The sequence below is a fragment of the Bradyrhizobium sp. BR 10261 genome (genome assembly GCF_019455395.1).
GTDB classification, from domain to species: Bacteria; Pseudomonadota; Alphaproteobacteria; order Rhizobiales; family Xanthobacteraceae; genus Bradyrhizobium; species Bradyrhizobium manausense.
In genome coordinates this window covers 92,019-114,295 of record NZ_JACOFQ010000019.1, presented here as the reverse complement: position 1 = coordinate 114,295, position 22,277 = coordinate 92,019, and the positions used below count along the sequence as shown (strand labels likewise).

The window sequence follows — 22,277 nt, the reverse complement described above, 5'->3', positions numbered from 1 at the left end:
GTCGCACAACGTGTCGCACGACGGCCAAAACAACGAACGAGGCCTGCCTAAGCGACTGTGATGTCGGGGGATTTGATGGTGGGCGCACCAGGGCTCGAACCTGGGACCCGCTGATTAAGAGGCGTATGATTTCCTAGTAAAATCAATAGCTATTCCGACAAACTTCTCTTCGATCCTGCATTGAACCCCCAACAGGTTTTACCCTTGTCGGAATGGCGTTTCAGAACGGCCTTAAACTGCGCCGCGATGACCCGCCCCCTAAAAATCTAGAGCGGATGGGCGGAAACATTAAGAAGCGGAAACGCCGTTTGTCTTATCGCGCAAAAGTCGTGAGTCTGCTCTTAGCCGCAGAAACGGCGAAGGAGCAGACTGCAGGTCGTTCAGCTCGGCAAAGTGACGCTTTGGTCGATGTGAATGCCGCCATTTCACGGCTCATGGGAGCGGCGTGAACTTCAGCTGGCTGAGCGGCGCGACCTTGTCGGTACGCGTCATTTTAAACTCAGTGCCCGGACCGAGCCACTTATCCCAGAGTTGGTTGATCTCGCCGGCCTGGTCCATCGCGAGCAGGGTCTCGTTGATCTTCGCGAGCAGCGCCGGCTCGTCCTTCTTCATGCCAACGCCGATCGGCTGCAGGACCATGGGCTCCTCGATCATCTTCAGTGGCTGCCCGGCCTCCTTGGATTGGTTCACGAGCTTGGTAATGGTCATGGTATTCGCCACCATTCCGACCGCCTTGTTTTGTTGAACTGCCATGAAGGCAGAACCAGTATCGACGAAAGTCAACGGGTCGGATTCATTCATCTTGATCGCGAGTTCCGAGGTCGAGCCTTTAGTCGACGCCAGCCGCTTACCTTTGAAGTCGGCTTTAGCGGTCCCGGGGTCGCTCGCCTTCACTGCCAGCATTTCTTTGGCAATATAATACGGATCGGAAAACTGGATCTGCTCGGCGCGGCCCAACGTGTAGGCGAGGTTCGCCACCGTGATGTCGACGTGACCGAGCTTGACCTCGGGCACGCGCGCCTCAACCGAGAGCGGAGTGACCTTGGCGACAACGCCCCAGCGTTGGGCGATGGCCTTGCAGAGGTCGACGTCAAAGCCGACCATCTCGCGCGTCTTGGCATCCGGGGCCGCAAACGGCGGCACGTCTGCGAAGGTTCCGCAACGCAGCTCCTTGCGCTGGGTAATCTCCGAGAGCTGGTCGGCGCACGCCGCCGACGCGATCCCGGCAAGGCCTGTGATCGCGGCCACCAGGCTGATTGAACGGTTCTTGAAAGACATTCGCATTCTCCTCAAAGTTGGGACATCAAGTCAGTGCGGTCACCGGCTGTGTAAATCCGACAGAAACCGCTGCGCGCGTGGATGTTGTGGTGAGCGGAAGAAGTCGCCCGGAGCTCCCGTCTCGAGCACCCTTCCGGCATCCATGAACCAGACGCGGTCGGCGACATCGCGCGCGAAATTCATCTCGTGGGTTACGCACATCATGGTCATTCCATCACGCGCGAGCCTGCGCATGACCGAGAGCACCTCGCCCACCATCTCCGGATCGAGCGCGCTGGTCGGCTCGTCGAACAGCATCGCCGGCGGCTCCATGGCGAGCGCTCGCGCGATTGCAACGCGCTGCTGCTGTCCGCCGGACAGCTGCGCCGGGTAGTTCTGCGCCTTGGCCGAAAGGCCGACGCGGTCCAGTAGCCGAAGGGCTGTTTCGCGCGCGTCACTGCGCTTGACGCCGTTCACCTTCATCGGCGATAGCATGACGTTGTCGAGCGCGCTCAGGTGCGGAAACAGGTTGAAGCTTTGAAAGACGAAGCCGATACGGCTCCGGAGGTGGTTCAGCGCCGAGCCCCGCAGCTTGGCGTGCACGTCCTTGCCCTCGAACAGCACCGAGCCGGACTGGATATCCTCGAGCCTGTTGACGGTGCGGATGAGCGTCGACTTACCCGAACCGGACGGCCCGCAGACCACCACCACCTCGCCTTTCTTGACCTCGGCGTTGACATCCGTCAGCGCGGCCAACGCTCCAAAGAATTTGTGGACAGCGACGAACTGGATCATGGGAGCGGCATCTGGGGATGGAGTTTCATGCGTCATGGTCATGCCCCTGATACGCTTGCGGATGTGGCGGGCAGTGTGGACGCGGCGGGCACACTTGTAGTTCGGCGCGCGGTAATCCGCCGCTCGACCATGTTGATGGCCTGCGTCAAGGTCCAGCAAACGATGAAATAGCTGATGGCGAGGATGAAGTAGACTTCGAACGGCTTGGTCAGCAAGCGGTTGTTGATCTGGCCGGCTGCAAAGGTGAGCTCCGGGACGTTGATGATGTAGCCGAGCGTGGTCTCCTTGATGGTGGAGACGAACTGGCTGAGGATGCTAGGTATCATGTTGAACAGAGCCTGCGGCAGAATCACGTAGCGCATCGCGCCCAGACGGCTGTGTCCGAGCGCCCGGGCGGCGTCCATCTGACCTTGTGGCAGCGCCTGAATGCCGGCACGCACGATCTCGCTCAGGAATGCGGCTTCATAGCCGACCAGCGTGACCAGCATGGTCGCGAACGCCGGTACGCTATGCCCGATCAAGAGCGGCAGCACGAAATAGACCCACAGGATGATCAGCAGCAGCGGCACGCCGCGCGTGACGTAGACCAGAGCCATGACCGGCCAGCGCAATGCGCGCCACGGCGACAGGCTGGCCAGCGCCATCGCGACGCTCAGCGGAAAGGCCAAGGCAATGCCGAGGACGGAGAGGATAAGGGTGGCCGCGATGCCGCCTAGCGGGCCGTTCGGATACTGGCCGACAAGCAGCAACAGCCAGTTTTCCCTGACGATCTCGATCATGCTCAGGGGCTGCGACATGATCAGACCGCTCCGGCCATGCGGCTGCGCTGCTCGAGATAGTGACCAAGCCACATCAGGAGCAGCGAGCAGACGAGGTAAACGATCGTGGCAATCAGGTAAGTCTCGAACGGACGAAAACTCTGGTTCTCGACCTCCTTGACGGCGTGGGTCAGCTCGGCGACGCCGATCGCCATCGCGAGGCTGGAGTTCTTGAACAGCGAAACCGTATGGTTCACCAGCGCCGGCATCGCGTTGCGGACGGCCTGTGGCAGCAGGATGTAGACCATGGCTCCGAGGTAGCTGTGCCCCAAGGCACGGGCGGCTTCCCACTGCCCCCTCGGCACGGCACGCAGACCGGAGCGTTGATCTTCGCTGAAATACGCAGCCTGGCACAACCCCAGAGCAACGACCGCGAACACCGCTTCCCCATTATGATCGCCGAGCCACATCTGGAGCGAGTCCGGCAGCAGGCTCGAAATGCCGAAATACCAGAGCATGAGCTGCACCAGCGTCGGCACGTTGCGGTGGTAGGAGACGTAGATCGCGACAAAAGCGCTGGCGATCCGGCTCGGCAGCATCCGGACCGCGAGAAGGATCATTCCAAGGCTCATCGCCAGCAGCCATGAGCCAATGAAGATGATAAAGGTCATCTTCACCCCATGGACCAGCATCCGGCTGAACTCCGGATTGAGCAGGACGGCCATGAGGTCGAAACCCTTCATCGCGCGCCCCTCATCTAGGTCGGGAGAAAGGGTTCTGAGGAGCCCCCGGGGCGAGTGGTCGACAAGCCACCCGGCACCTGCAAGGTCGGTGTGATTTCGATGTAACCCACATTCACCGCGACCGGAGCCGCAATCGCAAACGCGATCGCGTCGGCAATGTCCTTTGCCTCGGGCAGTTCAAAGCCGTCGATGAAGTTCGCGCGCGTTTCTGCGCTGTCGCCGTGGACATGGGCGAAGATATCGGTTGCAACCCGCCCCGGGCATATCTCGGTGACACGCACGCGCCTGCCGAAGCAATCGACCCTGAGCTGACTGGTCAGCATGCTGACGGCCGCCTTGGTCGCGTGATAGCTCGAATTGCCTGCGAAGTTGTAAGCGCCGGCGATCGAGGTGATGTTCACCACGTGACCGCGATCTCGCTGAGCCATGCCCGGCACGAGCAGGCGGCATAGATGCAGGATCGCGCGCAGGTTGACGTCGACCAGGAGATCGATGTCTTCCGCATCCGCCTGAAGAAATTTCTTCGGCCGATCGACACCCGCGCTGTTGACGAGCACGTCGACTTCGATGCTGCGAGCAAGCTTGGTGACAGCCGCAATATCCCTGACATCCATCGCGTGCGGGATGCAGCCGGTGCGATCGGCCAAAGCCTTCAGCGCATCCTCGCTCCGTGCGAGCGCATGAACCTTCAGGCCCTCACGCGCCAGTCGCTCGACGACCGCCAGGCCGATTCCTGACGAGGCGCCGGTGACGAGGGCAGTCCTGTAATCGGAGAATGGCATCTGGTTTCTCACCTTCCCAATACGCTAGACGATCGCGTAACTTCCCCGCCAAGACGGATTAACTTTGGTGGGATAAGGTCGCCTTATGATCACCCACCCGCTCCGCCGGAGCCCGCCACAAGCCGGGAAACCGGCACGATCTCCCCGCCGGCAGCCTCGATCGAGGCGCGAATCCCTCGGGCCAGTTCGACGGCGCCCTGGGTATCACCATGCAGCAGGATCGATTTGACCGGCATCGCGAGTGCCTTTCCGCTGGCGGTAATGACCACGCCGTCGCGCAGCAGACGCTCGACGCGCTCGGCGACCGCCCCGGCATCGTGAATGACCGCACCCGGCTTTGCCCGAGACACCAGCAGGCCCTCGTCGTCATAGGCCCGATCAGCCAGCAACGTCGTGGCGACCCTGATACCGCACTGCGCGGCCGCACTCTCGATCGCGCGGCTACTGGAGGAAACGATCAGGAGGTTGGGATCGAACGCCGCGACCGCGCGAACCAATGGTCGGGCAAGATCGGCGTCAGCAGCAGCCATGTTGCCCAGCGCCCCGTGAAAGCTCATATGCGTGACGCGATGCCCGACGGCACGCGCGATGCCGTCGAGGGCGCCGAGCTGGTAGGTGACCATGGCAGCGAGCTCGGTGGTGTCGATCTGCATCACGCGCCGGCCAAATCCCTGACGGTCCGGAAAGCCGACATGAGCCCCAAGGTCGACGCCGCGTGTCTTGGCGCGCTGCGCCGTGCGCTGCATGATCAGCGGATCGCCGGCATGAAAGCCGCACGCGACGTTGGCCGAAGACACGAGGTCGAGCAGCGCCTCGTCGTTGCCCATCGGCCACGGACCAAAACCTTCGCCCATATCGGCGTTGAGATCGATCTTCATGATGCCTCACCTTCGATCGGCTGTAGTACGAACAGCGGGGTGCCGTAGCCGACGATCGTGCCGTGCGCGACCAACACATCGGTCAGCGTTCCTGCCCGGGGCGCGGGCACGGCTAAGAGCAGCGGCCCGATTTGCAGGAATCCGAGAGGATCGCCAGCCTGCACATCGGCGGCGACCAAAGCGATTGCGCACTCGTGAAGCGGGTGACGATCGAGAAAGATGCCCGGCGATGGAGCGCAGACGGTCATCGACGGCGCGTCAACGGACGGCGATTCCTCGCCCTCGACGACGCGCACCGATGCGCCATCGTTCACCAGGCGCAGCCTCGCGCTCGGACCGCGCAGCTCGAGCACCGCGAAATTGGCGTCCTTGAGCCAGGTGCTCAACTGGTCGACGTGATCGAGAGGATTGCTCATCTGCCTCCCCCCTCGCCGCACTGAAGCTCGACGAGACGACGGGCGTTTGCAAGCCAGCGGCGGATATCCGCCGAGGCACGCAGCGCTTCATCCCAGCTGCAGCGGACGAAGCGAACGTTGCTCCCTATCGGCGCCTGGCCGAGACGCCAGAGATCTGCCTCGATCACCGTACCGATCTTGGGATAGCCGCCTGAGGGCTGAGCATCGCGCATCTGGATGATGGGCTGGCCGCCATGGGGCACCTGAATGACGCCGGGCACGATGCCGTGCGAGCGCAGTTCCAGCGGACGCAGCGGATTGAGCTCACGGCCCGCGAGCCTGTAGCCATAGCGGTCGCTCTGCGCGGTAATCTTCCAGGCCGTCGACCACAATGCATCCTGCGATGGTCTGGTGAAGCAGTCGTACTCGGCGGCCGGCAGCACACGAACGGCGGGCACGCCGTCGGCCTCAAGCGGGAGCCCCAGCCCGGGCGGGACCAGACCGAAGCCGGGCACGGCGCGGCCATTCGAACGGCCGGTCGGCAGTTCGTCGCCATCGCGGAGCGGCCGCCCCTCGTGGCCACCAAACGCGCCTCTCAACTGCGTGCTGTGCGAGCCGAGCACGACCGGCACGTCAACGCCATCCGCAATGCAAAGATAGGCGCGGGTCGCCCGCCATGTCGTCGGCTTGGGAAGCGAAAGCGACAGCACCTGCCCGACTTCGGCGCGATGCGCCCACCACGGCAACACCGGCGCCCCATCAAGCCGTCCCGCACAATCGGCGCCGGTGACGGCAAAAACAGTCGAGCGCTCGAAACGAACCTTGAATGGAAAAACCGGGACCTCAACGGCCGCGGCGTTCTCCTCGTTACGCAGCAGGATGTTGCCCGCCGCAAGCGCGAGCGGATCCATGGCGCCCGATGTCCCGACGCCGAGATTGAGTCCACCGGTACGGCCGAGATCCTGGACCGTCGCAAGCGCGCCTGCTGACAAAATCTTGATCATCGCAGCACCCGGGCAACCCTGAAGCGGATGCTGTCGCCTGGCTGAAGCAGCGCGGGCGGGCTGCGATTCACATCGAAGAATGCGACCTGCGTGCTGCCGATCGTGTTCCATCCGCTGGGTCCGTCGGAAGCGGACACGCCGGTCTGATTACCGCCGATCGACACGGCTCCGCGCGGAATCTTCAGCACCGGTACCTTGCGACGTGGCGTCGCGATGCGCGCGTCCATGCCACCGAGGTAGCAGTAGCCGGGGTGACTTCCGAGCGCGAACACAATGTAGGTTGGCGCGCTGTGGCGTTCGACAATCTCATCGACACTCATACCGGTGTGCTCGATAACGTCGGCCATATGCGGTCCAGCTTCGCCACCATAGGCGACAGGAAGGTCGATGCAGCGCCCGACGATCGGAAGCGGCGCGATGACATTCCAGAGTTCGAGAAGCCTTTGTTCGATCTCTTCCGGCCGCCGCGGCGGCTCGACAAAGACCAACATGAGGTTGTTCATGCCTGGCACAGCCTCGCGCACGCCGGGAAATCCGGCAGCCGCGTGCGCCATGGCCCAGATCCGCCGCTGCGCTTCAAGCGTGGTCTCGCCGGGCGCCTCGAACAGCAGGGCCGTCGTCCCGAGCAGGCTTGTACGCGGCCGATCCGTCGTCATGGCTGCCCACTCCGGCGAAGTTTCGCCTCGAGATGGTGGATACTAACACCACCGCGGATAAAATCGGGATCGGCGACGAGGCGCCGGTGCAGCGGCAGGTTCGTTGCAATCCCTTCGATCCGAGCCTCGTCGAGCGCCACCCGCAACCGCGCCAACGCCTCCTCGCGCGTCGCGCCGTGGACGATAAGCTTGCCGAGTAGCGAGTCGTAATACGACGACACGCGGTAACCGCCACTCGCGTGACTGTCGATGCGCACGCCAGGCCCGCCTGGCATCTGCCAGATGTCAATCACGCCGGGTGAAGGCACGAAGCTGTCCGGATCTTCGGCGTTGATGCGGCACTCGAAGGCATGACCGTGACAGGCGATGTCACCCTGCCTGAACCGCAGCCTTTCACCCTGCGCCACACGGATCTGAGCCTCGACAAGATCGATCCCGGTGGTCATCTCGGTCACGGGATGTTCGACCTGGAGGCGCGTATTCATCTCGATGAAGTAGAATGCGTCATCTTCGACCAGAAACTCGAAAGTGCCGACGCCGCGATAGCCGATCTGCCGGCAAGCCTCCGCGCAGCGCTCGCCGATTTCACGGACGAGCGCATCCCGGATTAGCGGAGCTGGCGCCTCCTCAATCACCTTCTGATGCCGCCGCTGCAGCGAGCAATCGCGGCTGCCAAGCCAGACCGCGTCGCCGTGGGTATCGGCGATCACCTGGATCTCGACGTGGCGCGGGCGGCCCAAGAATTTCTCGACATAGATCTCGCTGTTGCCGAACGCCCGCCGCGCCTCTTCCCGGGTCAGGAGCAGCGCGTCGCGCAAGCCGTCGTCAGCCTCCACCACCCGCATGCCGCGACCGCCTCCGCCACCCGCAGACTTCAGGATGACGGGATAGCCGATCTCCCGCGCCGCCGCGCGCACGACATCGATATCCTCAGTCAGGGCTGCATCGGGACCGGGAACGCAGGGAACGCCTGCCGTTCTCATGGCGCGCTTGGCGGCGATCTTGTCACCCATGACACGCATGCTCGCGGCGGTCGGACCGACGAATGTCAGGCCCGCGGTCTCGACCTGTTCGGCAAAGCCGGCATTTTCGGACAGAAATCCGTAGCCGGGATGGACCGCCTCGGCGCCGCTGACCTCGGCCGCAAACAAGATCGCCTTCTGGTTCAGGTAGCTCTGCGCTGCCGCGGCAGGCCCGATACATAGCGCCTGGTCGGCGTGGCGTACATACAGTGCCTCCCGATCGGCCTCGGAATGGACCACGATCGTTCGCAGCCCGAGACGCCGGCACGTCCGCTGGATGCGCAGGGCGATCTCTCCCCGATTGGCGATGAGAACCGAGTTGAACATGGGATCACGCGAACCGTATCAGTTCTTGTCCGGCCTCGACTTCCTGACCGGACGCAACCAGGATCGCCGACACCGTGCCGTCGTGTTCGGCGCGAACCTCGTGAAACATCTTCATCGCCTCGATGACGCAGAGCGGCGTTCCGGCCGTCACGGCCTGCCCTACCGAAACGAAGACCGGCGCATCCGGCGCCGGCTGCAGATGGACAATTCCGAACAGGGGCGCTGCGACGTTCGCCACTCTCTCCGGCGCTACATCGGGCGCGGCGCGAGTTGGCCGCTGTCTGGAGTGCGCGGATGGGACCGTGTTGACCGGAGCCCGAACCATATCGTTCGGCTGCGCCCGACGGACCAGCCTGAGCGACCAGCCGTCTTCGCTAAATTCCATCTCGTTTAGATCGGACGCAACCAACGCATCGATCAGGGTCTTGATCCGGTCCAAATCCATGTTCCGCCACCCATAGGGGATCGTGGCCCTGCACGTGCAACGCCGGCCTCGACGCTAGCGCTATCGATTCCTGCCGACCAAGACGGATTGGCTTTGCCCCTATAAGGGAGCGCTATGACGCCTTTGGGGAGCGCTCTTCGTGCGCAAGGAGGTTTCCCGGCAGACCGGCCACAAGCTCCATCAGGATTTCCTTGATCGCCTGGGCCGGTTCGGAGAGCGGCAAATGATCGGATTGGCACAACGCCAGCGGCGCCTCGATCACCGGATCGATGATGCAAGATTGCCAGGCATCGCAGGACGAAGCGACCTGCCGCGCCATCGATTCGGGCAGGATGGTGGCGCCAAGCCCGTCGGAAATCACAGCGGTCAGGGTGCTGGCGGATTCGATTTCCGCCACGACCTTCGGCACCTTGCCGATGGCCGCGAACGCGTCGTTTACCATCTTGCGGACCACATTGTAGGGACGCGCGAGGTAGAGCTCGGTGTCGACCAGCATCGCGAGCGGCACTTCGGCTGGTGGCGCCACCACGCTACCGCGGCCGACGACGTAAAGCGGCTCGCGCAGTAGCGGCTGGAACGCGAGGCCGTGGACGGCGGTCTTGCCGCCGTACAGAACCGCCAGATCCATGCGGCCATTCATGACGAGTTCGGAAAGCGTGGTGCCGTAGGTCTCGTTCAAATAGAGCAGAATGCCGGGGTGGCGCGCCCGCACCGTTCGCAGCAGCGGCAAGGCCAGTCCTGCCGCTGCTGTCCCTGGCGCGAGTCCCACGGCCACGGCGCCGGAGATGTTCTTCGCGGCCGCATTCATGTCGGCGCGCGCCTGGTCGCATTGCCGGAGAATGAGCTGGGCGTGGCGATACAGCACCTTGCCGGCCTCGGTTGGCACTACGCCGCTTTTGGTGCGCACCAGAAGCTGCTGACGCACCTCGCCTTCCAGCGTCGCGAGCTGTTGACTGAGCGCCGGTTGCGCCACGTGCAGCACATCGGCGGCCTGCGTCAGGCTGCCGACGTCGACGATCTTCACGAAATACTGCAGTCGCCTGAGATTCATGTCGTGTCCTCAGACTACCTTCTGCTTGGGACCGGGAGCAGAGTATCCATAAGATATGCCTATCAGGCCAGATTGAACTCGTGTTGGCCAGCGCCCGGCTCTGTCTCTAGCGTCGCACCTCGCTTAGCCAGGGTCAATCACTATGAACCATCCTCGTATCTCCGCACGCGTGAGGCGCATCAAGCCTTCGCCCAGCTCGGCGGCAGCCGATCGGGCAACGGCGCTGAAGCGGGAGGGCAAGAACATCGTCAGCCTCGTCGTTGGCGAGCCGGATTTCGATACGCCCGCGAACATTCGCGCCGCGGCCTCAAAGGCAATGGACAAGGGCGCAACCCGCTATACGATGTTGGCCGGATCCGTCGATCTCCGCCAGGCGATTGCCGCGAAATTGAAGCGCGAGAACAATCTCGTCTACTCACCTTCCGACATCATCGTCACCAACGGCTGCAAAAGCGGCATCTACAGCGCGCTGGAGGCGACGATCGAGGCCGGCGACGAGGTGATCATCCCGGCGCCCTACTGGGTATCGTACCCCGATATGGTGATCGCCTGCGACGGTGTTCCTAAGATTGTCGCGTGCCCGGAGAGCCAAGGCTTCAAGATCTCGCCGGCGCAGCTTGACGCTGCAATCACCGACAAGACGCGCTGGCTGATCATCAATTCGCCGTCGAATCCGACGGGCGCGAGCTACTCCGCGGCAGAATATCGCGAGCTGGCCGAAGTCCTCGCGCGGCATCCCCATGTGCTGGTCATGACCGATGACATCTACGAACACATCCGCTTCGACGGTCGCGCAACGCCGCATTTGCTGAACGCTGCACCCGAGCTGGCGAACCGCGTGCTCGCGGTCAACGGCGTGTCGAAGACCTACGCGATGACCGGCTGGCGGATCGGCTGGATCGCCGGGCCCTCCGACCTGATCGGTGCGCTGAACACGCTGCTGTCGCAGGCCGCCGGTAACGCCTGCTCGATCAGCCAGGCCGCCGCCGTCGAAGCCCTCAATGGCGATCAGAGCTTCGTTTCCGAAAGCGTCGCTACTTACCGTACCCGGCGCGACCAAGTGCTGACGCGTATCAACCAGATCGAAGGCTTGAGCTGCCTGCCGCCCGACGGCGCATTCTATCTCTACGTCAATTGTGCCGGCCTGATCGGCCGAAGCACACCGGCGGGGGCGCGCCTCGAAACCGACAGCGACGTCGCCATGTACCTGCTCGAAAGCGTTGGCGTCGCCGTGGTTCAAGGCAGCGCCTATGGCTTGTCACCATACTTCCGCATCTCGATCGCCGCGTCGCTCGATGTGCTTGACGACGGCACCAACCGCATCGCTCACGCTGTTTCCCAACTCCGCTAATACCCCGATCGAAGACATCCCATGTCAAACGCTGGCATCGCAAAGAATCCCTCGGCTGCGCAAGTCGATCCTGCGGTGATCGCAAAACTGCGAACCATTCCGGTCGCCCTGCTCAGCGATCAGCTGCACCGCAATTGCGGCAGCACCGGGCTGATCCCCTATCACTCGCCGGCGCCGATGGTGGGCACTGCGGTGACGGTGAAGACGCGCGGCGGCGACAACCTCGCCATCCTGCGCGCCTACGACTTCTGCCGTCCCGGCGACGTGATGGTTGTCGATGCCGGCGGTGATATCTCCAACGCACTGGTCGGCGGCATCATGACACTTGGCGCGGCCTCGCTCGGGCTTGCCGGCATGGTGCTCGACGGCGCCATTCGCGACGTTGCGGAAATCCGTCAGCGAACCTTTCCCGTGTACGCGCGCGGCGTGACACATCGTGGTCCCTACAAGGATGGCCCCGGAGCGATCAACGTCCCGATCACCGTCGGCGGTATGCCCGTGAACGCGGGCGACATCATCGTAGGGGATCAGGACGGCCTTCTCGCTTTCCCACCGTCCCTGGCTGCAACGGTCATCGAGAAAGCACTGGCTCAGGAGCAAAAGGAACACGGCACCATCCAGGCAATCCGTGAGGGCCGATGGGATCGCGCCTTCGTCGATGCGCTCGAGGCTCGTTGCGCGAATTGAGTGCTACACGGTACTTGCACCTCGCCGCGGCGCATCATTTAAGGCCGTTTCCTCAAGAGCCTGTCGCGTTGCCGGTTGTTGTCAGAGATTGTCGGGCTCAGGCCCGTCGACGGGTCTGACGCGGTCTTCGATATAGCGCCGGAGCGCCGCGGCGGCGTTCAGCATGTGCGCCCGCATCCGCCGTGAGGCGGTCTCGCCGTCACCTTCGGCGATCGCCTGCATGATGGCCTCGTGCTCGTCGCGGGACTTGCGGATGCGGTCGCCCTGCCGCAATTGGGTGCGGCGGAAAGCGCTGAGCCGCGCGCGGACATCCTGCGCCTGCTCTGCCATGAACGAGTTGTGGGTCGCGCTGTAGATGCATTCGTGGAAGGTGCGGTTGAAGGCATCATAGGCATCGACATCATTGGCCTCGACCATCGCCAGCGAGCTCTCGTGAAGCTCGATCAAATGACTGCGCTCGAGCGGCGTCATGCGAAAGGTCGCGAGGCGGACGCACATGGCTTCGACCTCTGCGCTGGTCTCGAACATGTCCATGATGCGCTCGGGCGTCATCCGGGCCACCACGACGCCGCGACGGCCGCGGACCTCGACCAGCCCGCTGACAACGAGCTGTCGCAACGCCTCCCGCACTGGCGTGCGGGAGGCGCCAAAGCGATCGGCAAGCTGCTGCTCCTCCAAAGCCGAGCCGGCGACGAGCGCACCGGAGGCAATCTCGTCCGTGAGCGCATTGCGGATGCGATCGGAGAGAAGCCGGCCATCTTCTTCGGCTTCGGTTGCAACTTTGAACAGGCCTGCCATTCAGCTTCCTAAGATTGCGCGCACCGTGAAGTAGAGAATGGACGGTGCGACCAGGCATCCAAGCCCGGTATGAAACGTCGCGGTCAATGCGCCGTAAGGCACCAGACGCCGATCGGTTGCCGCAAGGCCTCCGGAAACACCGCTGACCGTCCCCATCAAGCCGCCGAACACCATCGCGCTGCGCGGATTGTTGAGGCCGATAATCTTCGCGACGAAGGGTGTACCAATCATCACGATCACCGCCTTGAATACACCGGTCGCGATCGAGAGCGCAATGACCGGCGATGACGCGCCGATCGCGGCCCCGGTGACCGGACCGACTATGTAGGTGACCGCACCCGCGCCGATCGTCGTGAGCGATTCGGCATCAGTGTAGCCAAAGGCTGCGGCGACGAGAACGCCCAGAACGAACGGAACGACCGTCCCCAGGCCAAGCGCGACCGCACCGATCAGTCCGGCCTTGCGCGCATGGACGACGTCGACCTCGAAGGCGGTGGCGACGATGGCGAAATCCCGCAGCATCGCGCCGCCCATCAGGCCGATTCCGGTCAGCGCCGGCAGGTCGGCGACGCCCTTCTCTCCGCCGGTGGCGAGCCCGCCGAAGAAGGCCAGCACGAGACCGAGCATGATCGCGATCGCCGAGCCGTGTATGCGGCCGAAGGTGAGGTATTTCGAGATCGCTCCCGAAATCCACATCAGGATCCCGACGGCGGCGAATGCCGTGATCAGCGCATTGGCGGCGAGAACGTGAGAGATCATGGTCATCCGACCCTCCCGGACTTGAAGTGGGGCACATTCGCCTCGATCGCCTCTCGGGCCTCGATCTCGTCCATGGTTTCGACGCGGCCACTAAGCCGGCCGATCAGGGCCACCATCGCGAAGCACACAGCGACCGCGCCGGCGCCCGCAATGAGGACGATCGGACCGCCTTTCGCCGCGGCGACGACGTTCTGCTGCGCGGCCATGGCAACCACGATCGGAATGTAGAAGCTGCCCCAGAACTCGACGCCGGTATTGAGCCCGCGGCTGAGCAGGCCGTGCCGCACCAGCCAGAGCCGGGCGGCAATCAAAAACATCATCGCAATGCCGACGCCGCCGACATTGGCCTTCACACCGAGGGCAACGCCGAGCAGGTCGCCGAGCAGGCTTCCGAGCAGCGTGCAGATCGCGAGGAGCGCGACGCCGGAAATGGTCACGGGCGCCTCCCCTTGGCGAGCGGAGCATCGACTCCCTGATACGGGCCTTCTGCATGCATTCGCATCATAAATTCCCTCCTGTGTATGCGAACATCGGTCGCTTATGGATTAACGTATACAATAATTGACATTGTAAAGGCAATACGCATACATTAACCCCCTCGAAGAGAGTTCCCGCATGCCAAGGAGCCGAAATGAGCGATTGGGGTATGCAAAAGGCCGCCCTCAGTGAGCGCCTCACGGCCGGCCGACAGCACGCCAAAGGGAAGGTCGTCCCGATCCCGAGCCTGCCCGCCTTTCTGAAGGCGGTGATCCGGTCAGGCGACCGGGTGTGCCTGGAGGGCGACAATCAAAAGCAGGCCGACATCCTTGCCTCGGCGCTTGCGAACCTCGAGCCTGCGGATATTCACGACCTGCACATGGTGCAATCAGGCGTGGTGCTGCCTGCGCATCTCGACATCTTCGAGAAGGGCATCGCGCGGCGGCTCGACTTTTCCTATTCGGGCCCGCAATCGTCGCGCATCGCGCGCATGCTGTTCGGCGGGAAGATCGAGCTCGGTGCCGTCCATACCTATCTCGAGCTGTTCGCGCGCTACTTCATCGACCTCACGCCGAACGTCGCACTGATCGCGGCGGTCAGCGCCGACAAGGACGGCAATCTGTATACCGGGCCGAACACCGAGGACACGCCGACCGTCGTCGAGGCGACCAGCTACAAGAACGGTCTCGTGGTGGCGCAGGTCACCGAGATCGTCGACAAGGTGCCGCGCGTCGACATCCCCGGCGACCTAGTGCATTTCGTCGTCGAGGCTAACAGGCCCTTCTATGTCGAGCCGCTGTTCACTCGCGATCCCGCCGCCATCACCGAGACTCAGATCCTGACGGCGATGCTCGCCATCAAGGGCATCTACGCGCCCTACGGCGTGCGCCGGCTCAACCACGGCATCGGCTTCAACACCGCCGCGATCGAGCTGTTGCTGCCGACCTATGGCGAGAAGCTCGGCCTCAAGGGCAAGGTCTGCACCCATTTCGCGCTCAATCCGCATCCCACGATGATTCCGGCGATCGAATCCGGCTGGGTCGAGCAGATCCATTGCTTCGGATCGGAAGTCGGCATGGAGGATTATGTCGCATCGCGCTCCGACATCTTCTTCACCGGGCCCGATGGTTCGCTGCGCTCGAACCGCGCCTTCTGCCAGACGGCGGGCCTCTATGCCTGCGACATGTTCATCGGATCGACGCTGCAGATCGACCTCGAAGGCCACAGCTCGACGGTGACGACCAGCCGCATCGCCGGCTTCGGCGGCGCGCCCAACATGGGCTCCGATCCGCGCGGCCGCCGCCATCCGAGCGAACCCTGGCTCAAGGCCGGCGCCGAAGCCGATCCCGATTCCAGCGCGGCGCTGCGCCGCGGCCGCAAGCTCGTGGTGCAGATCGGCGAGACCTTCGGTGACAGCAATGTCCCGCTCTTCGTCGAGCAACTGGATGCGCTCGAGCTGGCGCGCAAGCTCGACCTCGATCTGGCGCCGGTGATGGTCTACTCCGACGACATCACCCACATCGTCACCGAGGAAGGCATCGCCAACCTCCTGATGTGCCGCAGCAAGGACGAGCGCGAGCAGGCGATCCGCGGCGTTGCCGGCTACACCGACATCGGCCGCAGGCGTGACGCCAAGCTGGCCGAGCAGCTCCGACAGCGCGGCGTGATCCGCCGCCCCGAGGATCTCGGCATCGACCCGCTCGATGCCGACCGGCGCCTGCTGGCCGCACGCTCGATCAAGGACCTCATGCTGGCCTCCGGCGGTCTCTACCGTCCGCCCAGCCGCTTCCGCAATTGGTGAGGAGTTTTGGATGGAAAAGCTCAGCTTCAAACTCTCTGCCCCGCAGCGCGCCAGCGGCACCCGCACGCAGGCGATTGTCGGCGTCGTCGCCTCTGGCAATCTCGAAGTGCTGCTGGAGCGCAGCGCCCCGGCCGACACCTGCACGATCGACATCGCAACCGCGGCCCATGGCTTCGGCGCGGTGTGGGACGCCGTGGTCCGCGACTTCGTCGCCCGCCGCTCTGCAGGCGGCTTGCGCATCTCCATCAATGACGGCGGCGCCCGGCCCGACACGGTCGCGCTGCGACTTGCCCAGGGCGTCCGCAAGATCGAGGAGCCGGAACGATGACAGCCGTCACAGCCAATGATGTCTCGCTGAGCTGGTACGAGGCGAGCGCGCGGCAGCGCATCGAGGCGCTGGTCGATGCCGGCAGCTTCTGCGAATTCATCGGCCCGGAGCTGCGCGAGATCAGCCCGCATCTTGCGATCTTCAACCTGCCGGAGCAGTTCGACGACGGCATCGTCATCGGCCGTGGCCGCCTCGATGGTGCACCCGTGCTCGTCGCGGCGCAGGAAGGACGCTTCATGGGCGGCGCCTTCGGCGAAGTCCACGGCGCCAAGCTCACGGGATTGCTGCGCGCGGCCCGCGCGCTCAAGCAGGACGTGGTGATCATGTTCGACACCGGCGGCGTGCGGCTTCAGGAAGCCAATGCCGGCGAGCTCGCGATCGCCGAGATCATGCGCGCGGTGATCGAGGCGCGGTGTGCCGCCATCAACGTCGTCGGCCTGATCGGCGGACGCGCCGGATGCTATGGCGGCGGCAGCCTGATCGCCGGCACTTGCTCGCGCCTGGTCATCTCGGAGCAGGGACGGCTCAGCGTCAGCGGCCCCGAGGTGATCGAGACCAACAAGGGCATCGAGGAGTTCGACTCGCGCGATCGCGCGCTGGTGTGGCGCACCATGGGCGGCAAGCACCGCTACCTCATCGGCAGCGCCGACATTTTCGTCGACGACGAGGCGCTAGCGTTCCGCGAGGCCGCGATCGTCGCGCTCAGGGCCGGCAGGGGATGCGACGTTACGGTGCTCGAAGCCGAGCAGGCGCGCCTCGAGCGGCGGCTGCAGCGTTTCGGCGAGGCCGAGGACGCCGTCGAGATCTGGCAGTCGCTCGGCATCGAAGATCCGACCGATGTTCCCGCACGTCCGACCGGCGCATTTCTTCGCACGGCCAATCACAGGGAGAACGCTGATGACGCTCGATGACATCCTGGCCGGCCTGTTTCCGAACGGTCGCAAGATCGACACCAGCGGCACGATGATCTCAGGGCAGGCGCTGCTGCCCGATGGGGGACCGATCCACGTGCTCGGCTTCACGCAAGGGCAGCCGCTCGGCGTGGACGAAGCCATCGTGCTCGCAGGACGCGTGATCGAGATCGTCAAATCAGGGGATCGGGCACCGATCCTGTTCCTAGTGGACTCCGCCAGCCAGCGTATGAGCAAGCGCGACGAGCTGCTCGGCCTTAGCGAATACCTGTCACATCTCGCCAAGGCCCTGCTGCTCGCCGAAGCCGAAGGACACCGCACCATCGGCCTGCTCTATGGCGGCAGCGCCGCCGGTGCGTTCATCGCCACCGCGCTCGCCACCGGCACGCTGGTGGCGCTGCCCGGCGCGCATCCCGCCGTGATGGATCTGCCGTCGATGGCGCGGGTCACCAAGCTTCCGATCGATGTCCTCAAGGCCAAGGCCGAGGCTACGCCGGTGTTCGCGCCCGGGCTGGACAACATGGTGCTATCAGGCGGCGTCCATTTCGTCTGGGACGAAGCCGCTCCGCTGGCACCGCAGCTTGCCGCCGTGCTGCAGCGGCCGCACCGACAGGACGATCGCGGCCGCCTCGGTGCCGAGCGCGGCGGACGGCGAAAGGCCGCCGAGCTTGCCGAGCGCGTCGCGCGCGCTGCGGTCTCGCATCAAGGGGCGCGACATGGCTGAAGCCCTCGCGCGCCACAGCATGGTGAAGGCTTCGGCGGCGGGATGGGCTGCGGTGATGAACCGCTATCCGGAACTCGCCAGCGAGCCGATCGTCGCGGGCTGGGCGCATGCGGGACGCCCTCTCGTCGTGCGCCGGCCGGCCTGCAGCGATACCGCAGGCCTCGTTCCACTCGGCCTGCCGCTACCGCCGAGCCATGGCAAGCGGCGCATCGCGGTCTCGCTCGCCGCAGTCGATATCGTCGCGGCCGCGCCGCCGCCGCTATTGGCCGAGGCCGCCGCCGCGGCACCAGCGGCCTGGCGCGCGACGATCGACAGGCTCGTCCAGCTTCTGCCGGAGACCCGCGCCTATGGCAGCCTGGCCTGGCAGCATCTCACCGGCCTGCCCTATCTTTCGGACAGCTCGGACCTCGATCTGCTCTGGCCACAGCCCACCGCAAGGCACGCCGCACATCTGTTGTCCGGCATCGCGGCAATCGCGAAACAAGCGCCGATGCGGCTGGACGGCGAGATCACCGGTCCCGTCGGGGGCGTTCAATGGCGCGAGCTGACCGGCACTGACGAGGACGAAGTCCTCGTGAAGGGTCCTGCAGGCGTCACCACGACGACGCGCGCGGCCTTCCTCGCGGGCCTCGTGTCATGACCTTAGCGCTCAGATGGCAGTCAACGCCGAGCCGCACGCTTGATGCACAGCAACTCGGCCATCTCGCTTCGCTCTGCCTGAAGCTCGAGGTCGAGACCCATCCGAAGCCCGGGCTTGTCAGCCATGTCGACAATGGCGCGCATCGCGACATGGACGCCGCGCTGCTCTGCCTGAGCGCCACAACCCTGATGCCGTTCTACGGCGAGCTTGCCGCCGCGGGCGCCGAGGGCGCGGGCATGAACCGGCTACGTGCCATCGGCGTTGCCGCCGAGCGCGCGATGCTGGCCGCAACACACGGCGTGAATACGCACCGGGGCGCGATCTTCGGGCTGGGTCTGCTTTGCGCTGCGGCCGGATACCGGAACGCCGTCGGCATCCGCAAGTCACTCGGCCAGCTGGTTTCGGAGCGTTGGGGCGACGACATCCTGTCGGGCCCGATCTCGCTACGCAGCCATGGCGCCGTGGCCTCACGGCGCTACGGCGCCGGCGGCGCCAGGGCGGAAGCTGCTTACGGCTTTCCGTCGATCTACGACATCGCCCTGCCCGCGCTACGTGCGGCGCGCGAGCTCGCGCCCCATGACGAGGAGGCCGTGCGTGTTCAGACCTGCATACGGCTGATCGCCGAGGTCACCGACACCAACCTGCTGCATCGGGGCGGAGCGGAAGGATTAAGCTTCGCGCAAGCGAGTGCGTCCGGCTTCCTCGCCGCCGGCGGCGTCGGATCGCCGGAATGGGGCAAGCGCGCGGCCGACATTCACCAGGCGTTCGTCGCTCGCAATCTCAGCCCCGGCGGCTCCGCGGACCTGCTCGCGATGGCGCTGTTTGTAGATCGGCTGGAGGCCTGATGCTGGCCCTGCTCTGCGGCGGACAAGGTACGCTCTCGGACACGATCTTTGATCTTGTCGCGGACCAGCCTGCTGCGGAGCCGGTCTTCGCGGCCGCGGCCGCTTTGCTCGGCGCGGATCCGCGGGAGTTCGTCAGGACGCGGAGTGCGGATGAGCTCTCCGCCAATCATTCCAGCCAGATCCTAACCGTCACCTCGGCGCTCGCGATCCACGCCTGCATCGCCGACCTGTTGACCGAGCAGACCGCCGTCACCGGGTACAGCGTCGGCGAGATGGCGGCCTGGAGCATCGCGGGGATCTGGACCGCCGACGAGGCCTTGCGGCTCACGGATATTCGCGCCCGCTTGATGCTAGATGCGGCGGGGCCGGATGGCCGCCTGGGCTATGTTCGCGGGCTCGACCGGGGTACGCTCGACTCTCTGCTTGCAAAACATGGCTGTGAAATCGCGATCCGTAATCCCGACCTCCTTATCGTTATCGGCGGCGCGGAGCGGGACATCATCGCGCTCTGCGAAGAGGCCACCAAGGAAGGCGCGCGCACGGGCCTTCTCGCCGTAAAGATCGCCTCGCACACAACAAGGCTGGCGCAGGCCTGCACACCGCTTCGAAAAGCGCTCGAGGCAAGCCGGCGCGCGGCCGTTGCGAGTGGGCGCGTACTGCTCGCCGGCGACGGCGGCGAGCGCATCTTCGCCGCAGAAGATGCCACAGCGAAACTCGCAAACCAGGTCGCCCATCCCGTCGATTGGGCGGCAACGCTGGAGGTGCTTTCAGAACTCGGGGTGACCCGCGTGCTGGATCTCGGCCCCGGACATGCGCTGGCCGAGATGATGCAAGCCTTTCGATCCTCTACCCCTTGCTACGCGGCCGACGGATTCCGCACCATTGCGGGCCTGCGCAATTGGATCGCTTCGGCTTGAGCATCGACCGAGCTCCCAACATTTCTGTCGAATCGGCTGGTCGGTGCGAGGCGAGTGGAGTACGTCCTCCGAGGTAGGCCCCTCCGCTTTCAGGTGAACGCTGCTCACGCATGAGTGCAAAGTTCTCATTTGTCGGCCGGTTCCGCCCCGACGCAGACTAGCCCTAAAGACGACGCTCTCGAGCGTTTTGGGGAGGATGCGTACATCTGCAACGCCAACTGGCGTCCATTCAGGTTGCGGGCGATAAGCCCGGACCCGCGATGCGCCTGCGCTGCAAATCCTCGACATAGATGAATTTGTTTCTTCCGGCCAGGTTCGCCGCCGACAGCCTCCATTCAGGACCCGCGGCTGGCTAACCAGGCAGGGATCACGTGAGAAGCGCTCTGAAGCCGGCTCCGCCGGACTCCGGACGCCCAAGAGGAGGAGGAAGGGATGAAGTTCAGGACGTTTCTCGGCGCGTTCGCTGTCCTAGTGCTCGCTGCTTGCTCAGTGCAGGCTGCCGACAAGGATGCGGCCGACACAGCGGTGGAAGCCGCGAAGAAGTATGCGGGTACAACGATCAGCATCGTCTGGGAGGCCGGTCTTCAGTCGCTGGACCCGTTGAACTATTCGGGCCCGCAATGGGAGAAGCTCACCGGCATCAAGGTGAAGGTGGTCGAAGTGCCGACCGACCAGATGTTCACCAAGATCATGCAGGATTTCAAATCGGGCGCCGGAGCGTATGACGCGCTGAACGTCATCCCATCCTGGATGCCCGATCTTGCACGCGCGGGCGCGCTCGAGCCTCTCGACAAGTATGTCGACAAGTTTGGCTACCGCGACGAGCTGCAGGACATCGCGGCCGCCTATCGTGACAACCAGATGCAGTATGACGGGAAGATCTACGGCTTCCCGGACGATGGCGACGTGATGCTGCTCTACTACCGGAAGGACGTCTTCGAGGAGCCGAAGATGAAGGACGAATTCAAGGCCAAGTTCGGCTACGAGCTCGCGCCGCCAAAGGACTGGAAACAATTCGACGAGATCGGCCAGTTCATCACCGACAAGATGGCGCCGAAGGTCTACGGCGCGGGCTTCTTCCGCACCGCGCCCTATCCGCAATACATGTTCCAGGAGCGCTTCCGCATGGAGGGCGGCAAGTTCTTCAATGCCGACACGATGAAGGCGACGGTGAATGGTGAGGTCGGTCTTAAGGTGTTCAAGCAGATGCTGGCGGAGAACAAGTTCATGCCGCCGGGCGTGGAGCAGTGGAATTTCGTCGACAATCTCGCCGCGTTCCTTCAGGGCGCGACTGCCATGACGATCTCCTGGCCGCCCTACGGCCGCTGGGCCGCGGGCTATGGCTCGGGCGAAGAGGCGTTGAAGTGGGTGCCGAAATCGCAAGTCGCAGGCAAGGTTGGTTACGCGCTCACCCCACTCGGCCGTCCCGAGCTCGGCGTCGGCTTTGACTTGTCGGTGTCAGCCACCAGCAAGAACAAGGAGGCTGCGTACCTCTTCATCCAGTGGCTGAACAGCAAGAAGACCAGCCTCGAGCGCGTTCAGCTCCCCTATACGCTGCGCGATCCATTCCGCCTCTCGCACTACGCGAGCGAGAAATACCGTGCGCTCTGGCCCGATGCTCCAGCCTATCTCGATACGATCAAGACATCGGGCGAGAAGGGCCTGCTCGATCTCTCTTTGCTACAACAGGACAAGTACGACGAGGCGATGACCAAGGCGATTTCGAGCCTCTGGGCCGGCGAAGATCCTAAGACCATTCTCGACCGCATGGCTCAACAATTCGACGCGATCACCGACAAGGTCGGCATCGAGAACCAGAAAGCCGTCTACAAGGTCTGGGCCGCGAAGCCCGGCGCCTATCCGCAATAACTGACTGGATACCGCACGGGAGGCATCGCTCTCCCGTGCGGTGCCGTTTTCCGGACC

The 22,277-nt window shown here is 64.2% G+C and carries 25 protein-coding genes; 10 read left to right on the top strand and 15 right to left on the bottom strand.

Going from position 1 to position 22,277, the window contains the following annotated elements:
* Positions 1 to 432: 432 nt before the first annotated feature.
* The 12 genes from HYH07_RS22345 to nac all read right to left on the bottom strand — a co-directional run bounded on the left by HYH07_RS22345 (position 433) and on the right by nac (position 10,113).
* Positions 433 to 1,278, bottom strand: a complete 846-nt coding sequence (locus HYH07_RS22345) for an ABC transporter substrate-binding protein (protein ID WP_220004524.1) — start codon at positions 1,276 to 1,278, stop codon at positions 433 to 435.
* Positions 1,279 to 1,317: 39 nt separating this feature from the next.
* The gene (locus tag HYH07_RS22340) at positions 1,318 to 2,094 is read right to left on the bottom strand and encodes an amino acid ABC transporter ATP-binding protein (RefSeq protein ID WP_409363905.1); all 777 of its coding nucleotides are present in this window, start codon (positions 2,092 to 2,094) and stop codon (positions 1,318 to 1,320) included.
* The gene (locus HYH07_RS22335) at positions 2,091 to 2,849 is read right to left on the bottom strand and encodes an amino acid ABC transporter permease (protein ID WP_228749701.1); all 759 of its coding nucleotides are present in this window, start codon (positions 2,847 to 2,849) and stop codon (positions 2,091 to 2,093) included. The genes HYH07_RS22340 and HYH07_RS22335 overlap by 4 nt, the downstream gene beginning before the upstream one ends.
* A gap of 2 nt (positions 2,850 to 2,851) precedes the next feature.
* On the bottom strand, positions 2,852 to 3,553 hold the full coding sequence (locus tag HYH07_RS22330; RefSeq protein ID WP_220004522.1) for an amino acid ABC transporter permease: 702 nt from the start codon (positions 3,551 to 3,553) through the stop codon (positions 2,852 to 2,854).
* 14 nt (positions 3,554 to 3,567) lie between these two features.
* Positions 3,568 to 4,335 carry an SDR family oxidoreductase gene (locus HYH07_RS22325; protein ID WP_220004521.1) on the bottom strand — a complete coding sequence of 256 codons (768 nt, stop codon included), beginning with the start codon at positions 4,333 to 4,335 and terminating at the stop codon, positions 3,568 to 3,570.
* An 89-nt stretch (positions 4,336 to 4,424) separates the two neighbouring features.
* On the bottom strand, positions 4,425 to 5,213 hold the full coding sequence (locus HYH07_RS22320; protein WP_220004520.1) for a LamB/YcsF family protein: 789 nt from the start codon (positions 5,211 to 5,213) through the stop codon (positions 4,425 to 4,427).
* On the bottom strand, positions 5,210 to 5,629 hold the full coding sequence (locus tag HYH07_RS22315; protein WP_220004519.1) for a hypothetical protein: 420 nt from the start codon (positions 5,627 to 5,629) through the stop codon (positions 5,210 to 5,212). Before HYH07_RS22315 ends, HYH07_RS22320 begins: the two co-directional genes overlap by 4 nt.
* Positions 5,626 to 6,612: a biotin-dependent carboxyltransferase family protein gene (locus tag HYH07_RS22310; protein WP_220004518.1), complete on the bottom strand. Its 987-nt coding sequence runs from the start codon at positions 6,610 to 6,612 to the stop codon at positions 5,626 to 5,628. Before HYH07_RS22310 ends, HYH07_RS22315 begins: the two co-directional genes overlap by 4 nt.
* The gene (gene pxpB / locus HYH07_RS22305) at positions 6,609 to 7,268 is read right to left on the bottom strand and encodes a 5-oxoprolinase subunit PxpB (protein WP_220004517.1); all 660 of its coding nucleotides are present in this window, start codon (positions 7,266 to 7,268) and stop codon (positions 6,609 to 6,611) included. The genes HYH07_RS22310 and pxpB overlap by 4 nt, the downstream gene beginning before the upstream one ends.
* Positions 7,265 to 8,617, bottom strand: a complete 1,353-nt coding sequence (gene accC / locus HYH07_RS22300; RefSeq protein ID WP_220004516.1) for an acetyl-CoA carboxylase biotin carboxylase subunit — start codon at positions 8,615 to 8,617, stop codon at positions 7,265 to 7,267. The genes pxpB and accC overlap by 4 nt, the downstream gene beginning before the upstream one ends.
* Positions 8,618 to 8,621: 4 nt before the next feature.
* Positions 8,622 to 9,062 (bottom strand): acetyl-CoA carboxylase biotin carboxyl carrier protein subunit, encoded by a 441-nt coding sequence (locus HYH07_RS22295; RefSeq protein ID WP_220004515.1) that lies wholly within the window; start codon positions 9,060 to 9,062, stop codon positions 8,622 to 8,624.
* A 112-nt stretch (positions 9,063 to 9,174) separates the two neighbouring features.
* Positions 9,175 to 10,113 carry a nitrogen assimilation transcriptional regulator NAC gene (gene nac, locus HYH07_RS22290; protein ID WP_220004514.1) on the bottom strand — a complete coding sequence of 313 codons (939 nt, stop codon included), beginning with the start codon at positions 10,111 to 10,113 and terminating at the stop codon, positions 9,175 to 9,177.
* 142 nt (positions 10,114 to 10,255) lie between these two features.
* Between nac and HYH07_RS22285 the strand changes: the two genes are divergently transcribed.
* Together HYH07_RS22285 and HYH07_RS22280 are read left to right on the top strand one after the other, a co-directional pair.
* Positions 10,256 to 11,464, top strand: coding sequence for an aspartate transaminase (locus HYH07_RS22285; protein WP_220004513.1), 1,209 nt, complete (start codon positions 10,256 to 10,258; stop codon positions 11,462 to 11,464).
* A 21-nt stretch (positions 11,465 to 11,485) separates the two neighbouring features.
* The gene (locus HYH07_RS22280; RefSeq protein ID WP_220004512.1) at positions 11,486 to 12,151 is read left to right on the top strand and encodes an RraA family protein; all 666 of its coding nucleotides are present in this window, start codon (positions 11,486 to 11,488) and stop codon (positions 12,149 to 12,151) included.
* 81 nt (positions 12,152 to 12,232) lie between these two features.
* On the opposite strand, the gene HYH07_RS22275 is transcribed toward HYH07_RS22280, so the two are convergent.
* From HYH07_RS22275 to madL, 3 genes are read right to left on the bottom strand one after another with little or no spacing between them, the layout of a single operon-like run.
* Positions 12,233 to 12,949 (bottom strand): GntR family transcriptional regulator, encoded by a 717-nt coding sequence (locus HYH07_RS22275; protein ID WP_220004511.1) that lies wholly within the window; start codon positions 12,947 to 12,949, stop codon positions 12,233 to 12,235.
* On the bottom strand, positions 12,950 to 13,714 hold the full coding sequence (madM, locus tag HYH07_RS22270) for a malonate transporter subunit MadM (RefSeq protein WP_220004510.1): 765 nt from the start codon (positions 13,712 to 13,714) through the stop codon (positions 12,950 to 12,952).
* Complete coding sequence (gene madL, locus HYH07_RS22265) at positions 13,711 to 14,145, bottom strand: malonate transporter subunit MadL (protein WP_220004509.1); 435 nt, start codon at positions 14,143 to 14,145, stop codon at positions 13,711 to 13,713. The genes madM and madL overlap by 4 nt, the downstream gene beginning before the upstream one ends.
* A 194-nt stretch (positions 14,146 to 14,339) precedes the next feature.
* Between madL and mdcA the strand changes: the two genes are divergently transcribed.
* The 8 genes from mdcA to HYH07_RS22225 all read left to right on the top strand — a co-directional run bounded on the left by mdcA (position 14,340) and on the right by HYH07_RS22225 (position 22,220).
* Positions 14,340 to 15,986 (top strand): malonate decarboxylase subunit alpha, encoded by a 1,647-nt coding sequence (gene mdcA / locus HYH07_RS22260; protein WP_220004508.1) that lies wholly within the window; start codon positions 14,340 to 14,342, stop codon positions 15,984 to 15,986.
* Positions 15,987 to 15,996: 10 nt separating this feature from the next.
* A complete protein-coding gene (gene mdcC, locus HYH07_RS22255; protein ID WP_220004507.1) occupies positions 15,997 to 16,314 on the top strand; it encodes a malonate decarboxylase acyl carrier protein in 318 nt (105 codons plus the stop codon).
* Positions 16,311 to 17,225, top strand: coding sequence for a biotin-independent malonate decarboxylase subunit beta (locus tag HYH07_RS22250; RefSeq protein WP_220004506.1), 915 nt, complete (start codon positions 16,311 to 16,313; stop codon positions 17,223 to 17,225). The genes mdcC and HYH07_RS22250 overlap by 4 nt, the downstream gene beginning before the upstream one ends.
* Complete coding sequence (mdcE, locus tag HYH07_RS22245; protein ID WP_220004505.1) at positions 17,212 to 17,949, top strand: biotin-independent malonate decarboxylase subunit gamma; 738 nt, start codon at positions 17,212 to 17,214, stop codon at positions 17,947 to 17,949. The genes HYH07_RS22250 and mdcE overlap by 14 nt, the downstream gene beginning before the upstream one ends.
* On the top strand, positions 17,942 to 18,589 hold the full coding sequence (gene mdcG, locus HYH07_RS22240; RefSeq protein WP_220004504.1) for a malonate decarboxylase holo-[acyl-carrier-protein] synthase: 648 nt from the start codon (positions 17,942 to 17,944) through the stop codon (positions 18,587 to 18,589). Before mdcE ends, mdcG begins: the two co-directional genes overlap by 8 nt.
* Positions 18,586 to 19,434: a triphosphoribosyl-dephospho-CoA synthase MdcB gene (gene mdcB / locus HYH07_RS22235; RefSeq protein ID WP_220004503.1), complete on the top strand. Its 849-nt coding sequence runs from the start codon at positions 18,586 to 18,588 to the stop codon at positions 19,432 to 19,434. Before mdcG ends, mdcB begins: the two co-directional genes overlap by 4 nt.
* Positions 19,434 to 20,351: an acyltransferase domain-containing protein gene (locus HYH07_RS22230; RefSeq protein WP_220004502.1), complete on the top strand. Its 918-nt coding sequence runs from the start codon at positions 19,434 to 19,436 to the stop codon at positions 20,349 to 20,351. The genes mdcB and HYH07_RS22230 overlap by 1 nt, the downstream gene beginning before the upstream one ends.
* Before the next feature lie 432 nt (positions 20,352 to 20,783).
* Positions 20,784 to 22,220, top strand: a complete 1,437-nt coding sequence (locus tag HYH07_RS22225) for a sugar ABC transporter substrate-binding protein (RefSeq protein WP_220004501.1) — start codon at positions 20,784 to 20,786, stop codon at positions 22,218 to 22,220.
* Positions 22,221 to 22,277 lie beyond the last annotated feature (57 nt).

Excerpts from the sequence above, each read along its gene's own strand:
- HYH07_RS22345 (WP_220004524.1), bottom strand. The coding sequence starts at position 1,278 with ATGTCTTTCAAGAACCGTTCAATCAGCCTGGTGGCCGCGATCACAGGC.
- HYH07_RS22340 (WP_409363905.1), bottom strand. The coding sequence starts at position 2,094 with ATGACCATGACGCATGAAACTCCATCCCCAGATGCCGCTCCCATGATC.
- HYH07_RS22335 (WP_228749701.1), bottom strand. The coding sequence starts at position 2,849 with ATGTCGCAGCCCCTGAGCATGATCGAGATCGTCAGGGAAAACTGGCTG.
- HYH07_RS22330 (WP_220004522.1), bottom strand. The coding sequence starts at position 3,553 with ATGAAGGGTTTCGACCTCATGGCCGTCCTGCTCAATCCGGAGTTCAGC.
- HYH07_RS22325 (WP_220004521.1), bottom strand. The coding sequence starts at position 4,335 with ATGCCATTCTCCGATTACAGGACTGCCCTCGTCACCGGCGCCTCGTCA.
- HYH07_RS22320 (WP_220004520.1), bottom strand. The coding sequence starts at position 5,213 with ATGAAGATCGATCTCAACGCCGATATGGGCGAAGGTTTTGGTCCGTGG.
- HYH07_RS22315 (WP_220004519.1), bottom strand. The coding sequence starts at position 5,629 with ATGAGCAATCCTCTCGATCACGTCGACCAGTTGAGCACCTGGCTCAAG.
- HYH07_RS22310 (WP_220004518.1), bottom strand. The coding sequence starts at position 6,612 with ATGATCAAGATTTTGTCAGCAGGCGCGCTTGCGACGGTCCAGGATCTC.
- pxpB (WP_220004517.1), bottom strand. The coding sequence starts at position 7,268 with ATGACGACGGATCGGCCGCGTACAAGCCTGCTCGGGACGACGGCCCTG.
- accC (WP_220004516.1), bottom strand. The coding sequence starts at position 8,617 with ATGTTCAACTCGGTTCTCATCGCCAATCGGGGAGAGATCGCCCTGCGC.
- HYH07_RS22295 (WP_220004515.1), bottom strand. The coding sequence starts at position 9,062 with ATGGATTTGGACCGGATCAAGACCCTGATCGATGCGTTGGTTGCGTCC.
- nac (WP_220004514.1), bottom strand. The coding sequence starts at position 10,113 with ATGAATCTCAGGCGACTGCAGTATTTCGTGAAGATCGTCGACGTCGGC.
- HYH07_RS22285 (WP_220004513.1), top strand. The coding sequence starts at position 10,256 with ATGAACCATCCTCGTATCTCCGCACGCGTGAGGCGCATCAAGCCTTCG.
- HYH07_RS22280 (WP_220004512.1), top strand. The coding sequence starts at position 11,486 with ATGTCAAACGCTGGCATCGCAAAGAATCCCTCGGCTGCGCAAGTCGAT.
- HYH07_RS22275 (WP_220004511.1), bottom strand. The coding sequence starts at position 12,949 with ATGGCAGGCCTGTTCAAAGTTGCAACCGAAGCCGAAGAAGATGGCCGG.
- madM (WP_220004510.1), bottom strand. The coding sequence starts at position 13,714 with ATGACCATGATCTCTCACGTTCTCGCCGCCAATGCGCTGATCACGGCA.
- mdcA (WP_220004508.1), top strand. The coding sequence starts at position 14,340 with ATGAGCGATTGGGGTATGCAAAAGGCCGCCCTCAGTGAGCGCCTCACG.
- mdcC (WP_220004507.1), top strand. The coding sequence starts at position 15,997 with ATGGAAAAGCTCAGCTTCAAACTCTCTGCCCCGCAGCGCGCCAGCGGC.
- HYH07_RS22250 (WP_220004506.1), top strand. The coding sequence starts at position 16,311 with ATGACAGCCGTCACAGCCAATGATGTCTCGCTGAGCTGGTACGAGGCG.
- mdcE (WP_220004505.1), top strand. The coding sequence starts at position 17,212 with ATGACGCTCGATGACATCCTGGCCGGCCTGTTTCCGAACGGTCGCAAG.
- mdcG (WP_220004504.1), top strand. The coding sequence starts at position 17,942 with ATGGCTGAAGCCCTCGCGCGCCACAGCATGGTGAAGGCTTCGGCGGCG.
- mdcB (WP_220004503.1), top strand. The coding sequence starts at position 18,586 with ATGACCTTAGCGCTCAGATGGCAGTCAACGCCGAGCCGCACGCTTGAT.
- HYH07_RS22230 (WP_220004502.1), top strand. The coding sequence starts at position 19,434 with ATGCTGGCCCTGCTCTGCGGCGGACAAGGTACGCTCTCGGACACGATC.
- HYH07_RS22225 (WP_220004501.1), top strand. The coding sequence starts at position 20,784 with ATGAAGTTCAGGACGTTTCTCGGCGCGTTCGCTGTCCTAGTGCTCGCT.